Origin of the sequence: Halorubrum aquaticum (assembly GCF_900113615.1) — an archaeon.
Classification (GTDB): Archaea; Halobacteriota; Halobacteria; order Halobacteriales; family Haloferacaceae; genus Halorubrum; species Halorubrum aquaticum.
Genome location: NZ_FOPZ01000001.1, coordinates 284,962 through 297,570 on the forward strand (window position 1 = coordinate 284,962; position 12,609 = coordinate 297,570).

A 12,609-nucleotide genomic window follows, 5' to 3' on the forward strand; every position below is an offset into this window, starting at 1 on the left:
TCTCGCCCACGGGTCCCGATCAGCGGTACGCCTCGAACTCCTTCCCGAAGACCAGGAAGTATCCCGTGCCGACGACGCCGATCGCCGCCGCGACGGTGAACGCGACCTCGGGGTTCACGTACTCCCAGAGGTAGCCGCCGAGCGCGGCGCTCGGGATCACGATCGTGTTTCGCAACAGGTAGTACGACCCGGTGACGCGACCGCCGGCACCCCGCTCGGCGGGGCCGACGATCAGCGCCTTGTGGGAGGGGAGCCCCGCGAATCGGAGCCCGGAGAACGCGAAGACGAGGACCATCGCCCACGGGAGCGGCATCACCCCCGTGAGGACCTCCGGGCCGGCGATGAGGACGACGGGGAAGAGGGCGTAGACCGCGAACCCCAAGGCGACGACCGGCTTGAGGCCGACGCGCTCCGCGGCCTTCGCGGCGGGTGCCATCGTGAGGAGCGCGACGAGCATCTCGACGCCGAGCAGATAGCCGAAGAAGGCCTCCGGCGAGAGGTCGATGCCGTAGGAGAACTCGCCAAGCGCGACCGTCGTCTCGAGGCCGACCTCGTAGAACTGGGTGATCACCAACACGAAGAAGACGTAGACCATCCCGTTCGCGAACCGGACGAGCGTGTCACCCACCAGGAGCGGCCGGAGCGGCTCGGGCATCTCGCGCAGATCCCGTCCGATCTGCTCGATCCCCTCGAAGGAGTCGCCGATGGAGTCCTCGTCGACGTCGTAGAGGACGTGCTGGGCGACCGTCCCGACGACCCCGAAGACGACCGCCACGGCGAGAACGTACCGAAAGCTCACCGTGAACTCCGGGTGGAAGCCGATCAGCACGGCCGCGAGCACCGGCCCGACGAGGAACGCCGTCCGACGGAACGTCTCGGTGCTGGCGAATCCGGCGGCCAACCGCGAGGGGTCGGTCGCTTGCTTGACGACCGCGAACGTCGCGCCGAGCCCGAACGACTTCCAGCCCTGTGCGAAGAGCAGGCCGACGAAGACCCAGACCCATGGCCGGATCGCCACGCCGGCGACGGTGACGACGCCCAGGTTCGGCGCGACAAGCCAGACGCCGAACCCGAGCGTCGAGACCAGCCCGAACAGCGTGAGCGCGTACCGCGAACCGATCCGGTCCGAGATCGCGCCGCCCGGATACGGGAACACCGCCGAGACGACGTTTCCGACCGTTCCGAAGAGGCCGACGACGAACCCGGACGCCCCCAAGGCGACCAGGTACTCCGGGAGGAACCGGTTGGTCATCTGGAAGCCGAGGCTGAACGCGAACATCGCCAGCGACAACACCAGCACGTCCCGCTCGAGAGCGAAGAACCGCCGAAACACGTCCAGCGGTCCCGATCCCTCCGATCCTCCCGCGGATCGTTCCCGACTCATGATCGAGTGCGTATCGAACGCCTCGGGTGTTATCGATTCCGTTGCCGTGGGTCGGAGGCGAAGACGTTCGTGACGATCCGTACGTGGCTCGGGAGCCTACTCGGGCCACATGTCGGGACTGCGACCCCACGACGTTCCGGAGGAGGTCGACCCGAGCGACTGGACGCTCCGTGTCACCGGTGCGGTCTCCGAACCGCTTCACATCGAGCGGGAGGAGTCGTCGGAGTTTCCCCTCGAGACGGTGACGGACGAGTTCGAGTGCGTCGAGGGGTGGGTCGCGGAGGACCTCTCGTGGCGGGGGATACGCGTCGGGTCCGTGTTGGATCGCGCCGACCCCGACGGCGACGCGGATCACGTGCTCGTCCGAGCGATGGACGACGGGTACGCGTGTTCGTTCCCGAGGAGTCGCGCGGCCGACGCGCTCCTCGCGGTCGAACTCGACGGTCGATCGCTGTCGGTGGTACACGGCGGTCCGGCCCGACTCGTGCCGACCGCCGCCGGGTCGGACTGCTGGGAGAGCGTCAAGTGGGTGCGGTCGCTGGACGTCCGCGATTCCGAACCGATCGCGGACGATACCGCCGAGGGGATCGCGCTCGGGGATGCGGAGTGAGCGGTCCGCCCGCGCGGACGAACCGTCTCGAGTGTCGCGTCTCGTGAACGGGGTTCGAAGGAAGGTTATTGGGACCGGCGCACCGACGTGAACCATGGCCCGTTTGGAGCGGCTCACGGTGTACCCGGTGAAGGGGTTGGACGGGATCGACGTCGAAACGACCTCGATCCTCGATGGCGGGACCCTGAAACACGACCGCGAGTTCGCGCTGTTCGACGACGACGGGGACGTGATCAACGGAAAACGGACCGATCGGGTACACGACCTCGCGACCGATTACTCTCCCGAGTCACGCACGCTGCGGGTCGAAACCCCCGACGGCGACGCCCATCGATTCGATCTGGACGCGGATCGGACGCGGGCGGCGGAGTGGTTCGGCGACTTCTTCGACACGGAACTGGCGCTTCGGCGGGACGCGTCGCTGGGATTCGTCGATCGCCGGGAGATGGGGCCGTCGATCATCAGCACGGCCACGCTCGAGACCGTCGCCTCGTGGTTCGATTCGATGACGGTGGAGGGCGCACGCCGGCGCCTCCGGGCGAACGTCGAGGTGTCGGGCGTGCCGGCGTTTTGGGAGGACCGGTTCGTCGGCGAAGGGGCTCCCGGCTTCGAGGTCGGCGGGGTCCGGATCGAGGGCGTGACGCCGTGCGGTCGATGCGTCGTTCCGGAGCGCGATCCCGACACCGGCGACTCGATCCCCGAGTTCCGCGAACGGTTCGTGGAGCGACGCGAGGCCACGTTCCCCGAGTGGGCGGACCCGGACGCGTTCGACCACCTATTTACGCTCATGATCATCGCTCGAGTTCCGGAACACGACCGGGGAGAGACGCTCCGCGTCGGCGACGACGTTTCATGGCAACCATCGAGTGGATAGGTATCGACGGCGGTAACACGGACTTCGAGACCGATACCGTGCCCACCAAGTGGACGACTCATCCTCCGTGGTGCGGGTCCAACTCCCGGACGCTCCGAGCTTCGGTCACGGCCGAATATTGATATAGCGCCATATGATTCATACGGACGAAACACGACGAACTCCCGTCGTGTCGGAAACGACTAAATACGAACTCGCCACGAGAAGACCGGTACCGTTCACCCGAACAGTCGATACACGTTGGCTTCGTAGGTCTCTCGAACCCGGTCGCCCCAGTTGTGCGTGTACGTGTCGATCACGTCGTCGGCGACGTCCCCCCGGAGGTACTTCACGACGCCCCGATCGCCGGTCCTATCCCGGAGATGCGTCGTGAAGAAGTGTCTGAAGTAGTGTGGCGTGACGTTCTCGCCGGCTCCGCCGCCCGTTCGATACCATCCCTCCTCGCGCGCGTAGCGCTCGACGACGTGCCGCACGGACTGCGGGTCGACCCGTTCGCCCCACCCTTCCGACGTGCCGACGAAGAGCGGTTCGGCCGGAGACGTCGCGTCGGGCCGTATCGCGAGCCAGCGTTTCAAAACCGCCCGGAGTTCGTCGTCGACCGGGATCACCGTCTCCCGCTTGCGCTTGTTCGAGGCGGTTCGCACCTCGCCGTTCAACTCCTCACCGACCGTCGCGTCGGGAGTCACGTACAGGGAGTTCGGTCGATCCGTCAGCGTCGGGCGCGTGCCCAACGGATACGCCGACTCGAGTTCCGGGTCCGATATCGCCAAGTCACGAAGGTCGAGGTTACACAGCTCCCCGACCCGCATCCCCGTCTTCAACAGCGTACAGACGAGCGCGCGGTGGAGCGGATGGGTGATCCCGGCCACGAACGACCGCATCCGCGGGATCGAGACGTCCCGACGAGCGGGGTCCTTGTCTATCGTCTCGTCCATCTCCTCCATCACGAGCGTCATCGGGTTCCCCTCGAAGACGCCGACTTCGGTCATGTATCCGTAGAACCGGTGGAGGTACGCCGCGTACGTCGCGACCGTGCTCTCCGTGACGTCGCCGCGTAGCGAGTGGACGAACGCCATACAGTCGCGATGCGTCGCGGTCGACGGGACCGTCCCGTCGTCGAGAAACGCCTCGAATCGCCTGAGAACGCGCTCATAGGACTCCCTCGTCCGGTCGGCCTTTCCGTGATACATGAGGTCCTCGATGAAGTATCCCACCGGATCCTCGACGTCCGCTGCCGTCTCCGGGCTACTCATCGACGAGCGTGTACCCTCCTTCGCGTCCGCTGTACCGGACGCGGTCCCGTTCCTGTAACGAATCCAACGTCTCCTCCAATCGGTCCTCGAAGTCGTCGAACACCGCGTTCACGAGGTCGTCCCACGACGAGTGTCCCTCGGCGATCGCCGATTCGATCCGTGTCTCGAGGTCGTGACCCCCGGGGTCAGACCTCTCGGAGTGGCTCTCCTCCGGGCTACTCTCCTCCGGGAGCGTGAAACCCCGTCTGCCGGCCTGTACCATCGTTCTGACGAACTCGCTCTGTGACATCCCGAGCTCGTCGGCGTGTCGTTGCCACCGCGTTTTCTGATCGGCCGGCACGTACGTCTTCACCGATCGGCGGTCGTCGCTCATTCGTGACACCCGTCTCACCGGGCCGACTTGAATCTATCCCAGAATCACGGATAAGGTCACTTATCGTCAGTTCTGACACCGTATCTGAACGGTGATACGGTACTATATTTTCGGGATTATCCGATGTAAAGGTACAGATTTCTGGATTAGCGTACATCTGCCGGTGGGTACGGATTTCCGGATATCTCACGGGCGGTACGACCCCGGTCGAAGCGCGTTCGCCGCGTGGTCGTCCTTCTGAATCGACCGTTCGTCGACAGTTCCTCAGGCGGCCGATAGTCGAAGCCCACCTCGAGCACGATCGCCCGGAGCGGGTCGGTCCAAGACGGGTTCGTCTTACGGTACTCGGCGCGACCGCTGTAGCGCCAGTTCCCTCGCCGGAGGGGTCACGTCGTCTCCGGTGGAGCGTGTCCGGCCATTGGACGTAGTCCCGTCGGGCAGACCGTCCGTCAACGCCGAGTGAAATGCGGCGACTATGGATCCGTCCCGGGGTGAGACCCCACTTGGTACGCGATGCTACGTCAGTTGATGGTCGAATCCGGGCGTATATATCGCATCTCGCGATACGGAGTCCGTCTAGGCGTGGAGGCGATCGACCCGAGATCGACCGTTCGGATCCGATCAGACGGCGAGTTCCGATTCGGCGTCCAATCCGTCGAACAACGCGAGCGCGCGCTTCAGGTCGGGGTGGTCCTCCGCGGTGTTGCGCATCACGACAGTCTCGCTCGGGAAGAGATGTTCGCCCAGCACGAGACCGTGATCCCGTGCCGTCGAACCGGTGACGGTGAGGTACACGCCCATCCCCGCGTCGGCGATGGCCGCCTCCTCGGATCGTTCGGGACCCGGATAGACGAAATCGACGTTCTCGAGCGTGTCCGTCCCCAACACGGCGGTGACGAGCCGCTCGTATCGCGGCGAGATACAGAGCGGCCCCTCGTAGCTCGCGAGGAACTCCCGACCCAACTCCTGGCCTGGCGCGAGCGAGTCGGGACGGCCCATCAGCGTGTGATACACGGTGTCTCCGAGCCCGCTCACCACGCGGACGTCGGTATCGACGGGATCGATCCGGTCGTTGACGTCCGCGAGCCCCGCGAGCCCGGTCGGTCGGATCCCGACCACCTCCTCCAACACGAGGTCCGCGGAGTCGAATCCGAGCGCGAACTCGTGTGTGCGAAGCGCCCGGAAGGGCTCCTCGCGACCGACGAGTTTGAGCTCGACGCCGTCCACCGTCACGGTCGCCGCGTCGAAGACGATCCGGCGCGGCTTCCCCTCGCGGTCGTCGCGAAGCAGCGTGAACTCCGGCTTGCTCGGATCCGACGGGTCGGAGTACTCCGCCAGTCGGTGGTAGGGGCCGTCGTCGGCCTCGATTGAGCCCTTCGTCACGGCCTTCTCGTAGCGAAGCGTGTTGCTCACCCGATCGGCGAGCGCGTCGAGCTCGTCGGTTCGGCCGGCGTCGGCGATCCGCTCGAGGACGGCTTCCAGCGGACGACCCTTGCGGGGAACGGCCACCGGGAGCGGGTGCGTCATTACCCGTGGTGGGTCGCCGCGGCTAAAACGGGTTGCGCTTTCGATCGACTACGGGCCGAACGCCTCGTTGAGTCGCTTCCGGAAGGCCTCGAGCTCCTCGAGGTGGTCGTTGATCTCCGAGATCTCCGTCTCGACGTCCTCGAGGTCGTCCCCGAGCCGTCCCTCGATATCGGTCAGGCGCGAATCGACCTCCGCGAGGTCGTCCCACAGGTCGTCGAACTCCTCGTCGAAGCGGCCGAACCGGTCTTCCACCTCGTCGACCCGTTCGTCGGTCCGTTCGATCCCGGCCGCCGCGTCGTCGACCTCCTCGTAGAGGGTCTCGACGTCGTCATCGACGTCGTCGAGCGCGTCGTCGAGTCCGGCGATATCGGCCTCGAGAGAGGTCACGTCCGCGGCGACGCCCTCGACGGTCTCCTCGAGACCGTGGGTCGTCGCCTGAACCGCCGAAACGGTCTCTTCGAGGTCCTCGACCGTCGTCTCGACTCCGTCGACGTCCTCGCGTACGACGGCGAGGTCGTCCTCCACGCTCCCGACGGTCTCGGAGAGGTCGTCGGTGGTCGTTTCGACCGTCTCGACGGACGCTTCCACCTCGTCCACGGTCGTTTCGACCGCCTCGACGTCGTCCGAGAGTTCTCCGTGAGCCCGCTCGCCGGCCGTGACTCGGGTGTCGAGGGACTCGACCGTGGATTCGACCTCGTCCACGCGGGCATCGAGTCCGTCGAGTACCTCCTTCGCCGTTCCCTCCTCGTCGATGAATTCGGCGAGCGCGTCGGCGTACGCCTCGATGTCGGCCACGCTCGATTGGAGCCTGCTGATCCGGACGTCGACGCTTCTCGGAACGCCGAGATCGAGTTCCGATCGGAGGACTTCCATGTCCTCCTCCTCGACCGCTCCCGACCGGATCTCCTCCGCGAGGGCGGCGGCGATCCCGCCCTGGGGAGCGGAAGCCGCGGTCGCGTCCGTATCGGGTTCGCCGTCCTCGTCCGACTCGCCGTCCCCTGCCGATTCGACGCCCTCCGCCGGTTCGGCGTCCTCCGTCGGCTCAACGTCCGCATCGGCCTCGTCGTCCGCGTCCTCGACCGACTCCGCCGTCTCCGCGTCCTTCCGTCGGGTGACCGCTGCCGTCGTTCCGTCGTCGACGCTTCGCGGCTCGGGGGTCGTGACGGGATCGGCGACCGCATCCGTGTCGTCGGTCGATTCGACGGCCGTATCCGCGTCGTCGGCGTCCTCCGAGTCGGTCACGTCGTCCTCGTCGTCCGTTGCGTCTCGGTCCGCTTCGGGCGCGTCCTCCATGCCGGGAAGCGTCGCACGGTCCCCCGAGAGCACCTCGCGGACCGCGTCGGTCTCGCCGGTTCCGAGCACGTCGCCGATCTCCTCGCCGACCGGGACGTGTTCGATGACCGGCGTCCCGAGGAATCCGTCCAAGTCGGGGTCGTCGTCGCGGATCCCGAAGACCGTCTCGACGGACTCCCCGGGCTCGAGCACGCGTTCGAACTCCACGCGGTGGTCCTTGTAGGCCGTCCAGTTCTCGCTCTCGTAGTCGGGGTGAAAGCCCACGCGGTCCATGGGGAACTCCTCGGGGATCCGGTCGACTATCCGTACCCGAACCGCGTCCTCGCGGCGGGAGGAGAGATCGAAGGTCACCGCGGGCACCGGGAACGCGTCGTCGGTGAAGGACTTCTCGACGCGGACGCCGTCCTCCTCGACGGTCGTCGTCGCTTCCGTCGTCCGTTCGTTCATACGGTACCCTCCGTAAGCGAGGGCTTAAATTCCACGGGCGACCTCTCAAGCGTGATAACTGATCTCGGCGCGCGTCGACCGTGAAACGCCTACAGCCCGGACGCCTACAGTTCGATCCGGTCGCCGATCTCGACGACCTGTAGTCGCTCCGGATGCTCGAAGCTGCGGACGTGTTCGTGGAGCGCCGTCGGGTCCGCGGTGAGCCCCTTCCACATGTCCCAGTGGGTGGGCACGAGCCGGTCGAGCTCCAGCGCGCTCGCGGCCTCGACTATCTCGTTCTCGTCGCTGTACCACTTGGTTCGGACCGGCTCACCGGTCTCCTTGTCCGGGATCGTCCCGATCGACCCGAACGCGAGGATCCCGAGATCGATGTCGTACTCCTCGGCGAGCGCCGGGAACGCCGGGGAAGGCTTGCTGTCCCCGGCGTGGAACACCGTCCCCGTCGGGTGGTCGATCACGTATCCGACCGGGTGCGTGGCGTCCGCGTCGTGGGTCTCGACGACGTGGACGGTGAACTCGCCGATTCGGAGCTCGTCGCCCTCCGTCACCTCGCTGAACTGCTCGTCGTCGACGTCCCACTCCTCCGTCCAGGACTCCTCCTCGTGCGCGACCGTAAGCGAGTCGTCCGGCGCGATGAACTCCGCGTCGGTGTTCGCGAGGATCGGGGCCTGTGAGGGGCCGTGGACGTGGTCGGTGTGTTCGTGGGTCGCGAGCACCGCGTCGGCGCTCTCGACGTCCTCCGGATCGAACGGGACCGGGATCATGCGGACCGTCCGCGGCGGATCGCCCGTGCCCACGTACGGGTCGATCCAGAGGACCGTTCCGTCGCGGCCCTTGATCGCGAAGCCGTTACAGCCGAGGTACCACAGCGACACCGTCTCGGGGTCGGCCTCCGCGACCGCGCGCGGGAGCCAGTCGCCCCAGTCGGAACTCGTCATGTATGACCCTGTCTCGGCTCGCCCCCTAACCGTTCCGGAGTCGGTGGGGATCGATCGAGTCGAAACTCGCGTCCGAACCCGATCAATTAAACTTCATTTCGCTATATAAAATAGAGAGTTAGCGTCGGCCACCACCGTTATGACCGTCACCGGCGGATCTCTCGACGTGATCTCCAGTGAACGGATGGCGGCCGTCGACGCCAACGCGGCCGCGCTCGGCGTTCCACGGAAACAGCTGATGGAGTCGTCCGGCAACGCCGTCGCCCGGGCGGTCCGGTCGGCGAGCGACCCCGGCGAGAGGGTCGCGCTCGTGTGTGGCCGCGGGAACAACGGCGGGGACGCGTTCGTCGCGGCCCGCTTCCTCGGCGACCGCGACGTGGCGGTCCATCTGCTCGGGCGACCGGAGTCGATCGGGACCGCGATCGCCCGCGAGAACTGGGAGACGCTCCGGGCGGCCGAGGTCCCGACCGTCACGGTCACGGACTCCGCGGCCCTCGATCTCGGCTCGCCGGACGTCGTCGTCGACGCGGTGCTCGGCACCGGCGTCTCGGGGGAGCTACGCGAGCCGGCACGGACCGCGGCCGAACGGATGAACGCGCTGCGGTCGGCCGGGAGCGACGAGGGAGGGACCGGCACGACTGTGATCGCCGTCGACGTACCCTCGGGGATCGACGCCGACACGGGGAAGCCGACGGGCGGGGACGGGGCGGTCGCCGTCGAGGCGGACCGCGTCGTGACCTTCCACGACGCGAAGCCGGGGCTCGAGCGGCTCGAGGCGAGCGTAACGGTCGCCGACATCGGGATCCCGGCGGCCGCGGAGCGGTACACCGGCCCCGGCGACCTCCTCGGGCTCGGCCGGAGCCCCGACTCACACAAGGGCGAGAACGGGGAGGTCCTCGTCGTCGGCGGCGGTCCCTACACCGGCGCGCCGGCGCTGTCCGCGCGGGCCGCGCTGCGGGCCGGAGCCGACCTCGTCAGGGTGGCGTGTCCAGCGAGCGTCGCCGACGAGGTCCAGGGTTACTCCGCGGACCTCATCGTCCGGGAGCTCCCGGGGGATGCGCTCGCACCCGATCACCTCGATCGGATCGCCGACCTCGCCGCCGACCGGGACGTCGTCGTGATCGGGCCGGGGATGGGGACCGGGGACGGGTCGATCGAACTGGTCCGACGGTTCCTCGACGACTTCGCCCGCCGGGCGGTGGTCGACGCCGACGCCCTCCGAGTCGTCCCCGAGGTCGACACGGACGCTGAGCTGATCTGTACGCCACACCAGGGGGAGCTGCGCGGGATGGGAGGCGAGACCGCCGCGGACCCGGCGGAGCGGGCGGAACTGGTTCGGGACTTCGCCGCGGACGTGGGCCACACCCTCCTCGTGAAGGGGCGGTACGACGTGATAGCGAGTGACGACGGGGAGCGGGTTCGACAGAACAGAACCGGAAATCCGGGAATGACCGTCGGCGGCACCGGTGACGTGCTCGCGGGGACGGTCGGCGCGCTCGCGGCTCAAACGGACCCGCGAACGGCTCAAACGGACCCGTTTCAGGCGGCCGCGGCGGGCGCGTACGTCAACGGGCTCGCCGGCGACGCGGCCGCGGAGGCGAACGGACACGGGCTCGTGGCGACGGACTTAATCGACCGGCTCCCGCACGCGCTGTACGATGAGTGAGGAGCCGAACCCGGAGACGACTCGGGACGACGAGCTGACCCACACGACCGCCGACGGCGACGTCCAGATGGTCGACGTGGGCGAAAAGCCCGACACGGCCCGACGGGCGGTCGCACGCGGCGAGATCCGGCTCACGCCCTCCACGGTCGAGGCGATCCGCGCCGACGGGATCGGGAAGGGCGACGTGCTCGCGACCGCGCGGATCGGCGCGATACAGGCCGTCAAACACACCTGGGAGACGATCCCGATGTGTCACCAGATCCCGATCACGAACGTCGACACCGAGTTCGCCGTCGACGACGACCGGGTCGAGTTGACCGTCACCGTGGAGACGACCGGCAAGACCGGCTGCGAGATGGAGGCGCTCGAGGGCGTCACGACCGGGCTCAACACCGTCTGGGACATGGTGAAGGCCGCGGAGAAGGACGCCGACGGCGACTACCCGGACACGCGTATCTCTGACGTCGAGGTCGTCTCGAAGGAGAAGCGAACGATATAGGACGGGGTGAACCGACGGGCTAGAACAGTCCGGAGACGTTCCCGTCCGCGTCGACGTCGATCTCCTCGGCGGCCGGCTCGGCGGGGAGCCCCGGCATCGTCATCACGTCGGCGGTCTTCGCCACGAGGAATCCCGCGCCGGCCGAGGGCGTCACCTCCCTGATCGTGAGCGTCCATCCCTTCGGAACGCCGGTCAGCGAGGCGTCGTCCGAGAAGGAGTACGGCGTCTTCGAGAGACAGACCGGGAGGTCGCCGTATCCCCACTCCTCGAGGCGGTCGACGTCGTCCCCCGCGCCGTCGACGTACTCCACGCCGTCCGCGCCGTACACCTCGCGGGCGACCGTCTCGATCTTCTCCCGTACCGGCCGCTCGACGTCGTACAGCGGCGCGAACTCGCCGGACCCTGCCAGGTCTCGGACCCGCTCGGCGAGGTCGGTCGCCCCGTCACCGCCGTCGCGGTACGCCGTCGACCGGGAGACGGCGATCCCGTCCTCGTCGAGCGCCGATTCCAGCGCGGCGAGTTCGGCCTCCGTGTCGTCCGGGAACACGTTGATCGCGACGACCGTCGGGACTCCGAACGACTCGACGATCTCGACGTGTCGTCGGACGTTGTCGACGCCCGCACGCACGGCGTCGGGGTCGGGGTCCGCGAGCGCGTCGAAGTCGGCCGGCCACATCTCCAGTCCGTGGCGTTTGGCCCCGCGAACCGTCGCGACGACGACCGCGACGTCCGGGACGATCCCCTCCCGGGCGACGATGTGTGCGAACTTCTCCGCGCCCAGATCAGCGCCGAAGCCGGCCTCGGTGACGAGGAAGTCCGAGAGCGACGCGCCGACGCGGTCGGCCACGAGGGTGTTGGTGCCGTGTGCGATGTTCGCGAACGGGCCGCCGTGGACGAGCGCCGGAACGCCCTCGACCGTCTGGACGAGGTTCGGTCGGAACGCGTCCCGGAGCAGCGCCGCGACCGCGCCGGTGACGCCGAGGTCCGCCGGGGTAACGGGCTCGCCGTCGTCGTCCTCCGCGAGGACGATCCGGCCGATCCGCGCCTTCAGGTCCTCGAGGTCGGTCGCGAGCCCGAGCACCGCCATCAGCTCGGAGGCCGCGGTGATGACGAACTCGTCCTCTCTGGGGACGCCGCGGGTGGGACCGCCGAGCCCGAGCACCGTCTCTCGGAGCGCCCGGTCGTTGACGTCGAGCGCCCGCGGCCAGTCGATCCGTCGTACGTCGATCCCGAGCTCGTTCCCCTGGTGGAGGTGGTTGTCGAGCGCCGCGGCGATCAGGTCGTGTGCGGCCGTCAGCGCGTGGATGTCGCCAGTGAAGTGGAGGTTGATCGCCTCCATCGGCAACACCTGTGAGTAGCCGCCGCCGGCCGCGCCACCCTTGATCCCGAAGACCGGGCCCAGCGAGGGTTCGCGGAGCGCGACCGTCGTCGACTCGCCGAGCCCCGCGAGCGCCTGTCCGAGCCCGACCGTCGTCACCGTCTTCCCCTCGCCCTTCGGCGTCGGCGTCATCCCCGTCACGAGGACGGTCGTGCCGTCGGCGTCGTCCGCGGTCGCCGACCGAACCGCCTCCTGTGTGAGCTTCGCGACGCCCTCGCCTCGCGGCTCGATGTCCTCGGGCGTCAGGCCGAGGTCCCCGGCCACCTCCTCGATGGGGCGCGTGTCGGTCGCGCGCGCGACGGCGAGGTCGGATTCCGGGGCTCCATCGTCGACGTCCGTATCGGTCGTCACCATACCGGCCCTTCAC

At 67.9% G+C, this 12,609-nt stretch carries 11 protein-coding genes; 4 read left to right on the forward strand and 7 right to left on the reverse strand.

Annotated features, from left to right (window positions below; genetic code table 11):
* Positions 1-19 precede the first annotated feature (19 nt).
* Positions 20-1,384 (reverse strand): MFS transporter, encoded by a 1,365-nt coding sequence (locus tag F3H10_RS01405; protein ID WP_149783070.1) that lies wholly within the window; start codon positions 1,382-1,384, stop codon positions 20-22.
* A 109-nt stretch (positions 1,385-1,493) separates the two neighbouring features.
* On the opposite strand from F3H10_RS01405, the gene F3H10_RS01410 reads away from it, so the two are divergent.
* The gene (locus F3H10_RS01410; RefSeq protein ID WP_149783071.1) at positions 1,494-1,994 is read left to right on the forward strand and encodes a molybdopterin-dependent oxidoreductase; all 501 of its coding nucleotides are present in this window, start codon (positions 1,494-1,496) and stop codon (positions 1,992-1,994) included.
* 94 nt (positions 1,995-2,088) lie between these two features.
* A complete protein-coding gene (locus F3H10_RS01415; RefSeq protein WP_149783072.1) occupies positions 2,089-2,868 on the forward strand; it encodes an MOSC domain-containing protein in 780 nt (259 codons plus the stop codon).
* Between the two features lie 218 nt (positions 2,869-3,086).
* Here the strand turns inward: F3H10_RS01415 and F3H10_RS01420 are convergent, their stop codons facing one another.
* From F3H10_RS01420 to F3H10_RS01440, 5 genes are all read right to left on the reverse strand, one after another.
* The gene (locus F3H10_RS01420) at positions 3,087-4,121 is read right to left on the reverse strand and encodes a tyrosine-type recombinase/integrase (protein WP_149783073.1); all 1,035 of its coding nucleotides are present in this window, start codon (positions 4,119-4,121) and stop codon (positions 3,087-3,089) included.
* Positions 4,114-4,494, reverse strand: coding sequence for a DUF5805 domain-containing protein (locus F3H10_RS01425; protein WP_149783074.1), 381 nt, complete (start codon positions 4,492-4,494; stop codon positions 4,114-4,116). The genes F3H10_RS01420 and F3H10_RS01425 overlap by 8 nt, the downstream gene beginning before the upstream one ends.
* 621 nt (positions 4,495-5,115) lie before the next feature.
* Positions 5,116-6,021 (reverse strand): hypothetical protein, encoded by a 906-nt coding sequence (locus tag F3H10_RS01430; protein WP_149783075.1) that lies wholly within the window; start codon positions 6,019-6,021, stop codon positions 5,116-5,118.
* A gap of 48 nt (positions 6,022-6,069) precedes the next feature.
* On the reverse strand, positions 6,070-7,761 hold the full coding sequence (locus tag F3H10_RS01435) for a hypothetical protein (protein ID WP_149783076.1): 1,692 nt from the start codon (positions 7,759-7,761) through the stop codon (positions 6,070-6,072).
* A 104-nt stretch (positions 7,762-7,865) separates the two neighbouring features.
* The gene (locus F3H10_RS01440) at positions 7,866-8,699 is read right to left on the reverse strand and encodes an MBL fold metallo-hydrolase (RefSeq protein ID WP_149783077.1); all 834 of its coding nucleotides are present in this window, start codon (positions 8,697-8,699) and stop codon (positions 7,866-7,868) included.
* Positions 8,700-8,865: 166 nt separating this feature from the next.
* Between F3H10_RS01440 and F3H10_RS01445 the strand changes: the two genes are divergently transcribed.
* Entirely contained in the window at positions 8,866-10,365 is a 1,500-nt protein-coding gene (locus tag F3H10_RS01445; protein WP_149783078.1) for an NAD(P)H-hydrate dehydratase, read from the forward strand.
* On the forward strand, positions 10,358-10,864 hold the full coding sequence (moaC, locus tag F3H10_RS01450) for a cyclic pyranopterin monophosphate synthase MoaC (RefSeq protein ID WP_149783079.1): 507 nt from the start codon (positions 10,358-10,360) through the stop codon (positions 10,862-10,864). The genes F3H10_RS01445 and moaC overlap by 8 nt, the downstream gene beginning before the upstream one ends.
* Positions 10,865-10,883: 19 nt before the next feature.
* On the opposite strand, the gene F3H10_RS01455 is transcribed toward moaC, so the two are convergent.
* Positions 10,884-12,596, reverse strand: coding sequence for a formate--tetrahydrofolate ligase (locus F3H10_RS01455; protein WP_149783080.1), 1,713 nt, complete (start codon positions 12,594-12,596; stop codon positions 10,884-10,886).
* Positions 12,597-12,609 lie beyond the last annotated feature (13 nt).

Coding starts and splice junctions, on each gene's coding strand:
- F3H10_RS01455 (WP_149783080.1), bottom strand. CDS start 12,596: ATGGTGACGACCGATACGGACGTCGACGATGGAGCCCCGGAATCCGAC.
- F3H10_RS01405 (WP_149783070.1), bottom strand. CDS start 1,384: ATGAGTCGGGAACGATCCGCGGGAGGATCGGAGGGATCGGGACCGCTG.
- F3H10_RS01440 (WP_149783077.1), bottom strand. CDS start 8,699: ATGACGAGTTCCGACTGGGGCGACTGGCTCCCGCGCGCGGTCGCGGAG.
- F3H10_RS01425 (WP_149783074.1), bottom strand. CDS start 4,494: ATGAGCGACGACCGCCGATCGGTGAAGACGTACGTGCCGGCCGATCAG.
- F3H10_RS01420 (WP_149783073.1), bottom strand. CDS start 4,121: ATGAGTAGCCCGGAGACGGCAGCGGACGTCGAGGATCCGGTGGGATAC.
- moaC (WP_149783079.1), top strand. CDS start 10,358: ATGAGTGAGGAGCCGAACCCGGAGACGACTCGGGACGACGAGCTGACC.
- F3H10_RS01430 (WP_149783075.1), bottom strand. CDS start 6,021: ATGACGCACCCGCTCCCGGTGGCCGTTCCCCGCAAGGGTCGTCCGCTG.
- F3H10_RS01410 (WP_149783071.1), top strand. CDS start 1,494: ATGTCGGGACTGCGACCCCACGACGTTCCGGAGGAGGTCGACCCGAGC.
- F3H10_RS01435 (WP_149783076.1), bottom strand. CDS start 7,761: ATGAACGAACGGACGACGGAAGCGACGACGACCGTCGAGGAGGACGGC.
- F3H10_RS01415 (WP_149783072.1), top strand. CDS start 2,089: ATGGCCCGTTTGGAGCGGCTCACGGTGTACCCGGTGAAGGGGTTGGAC.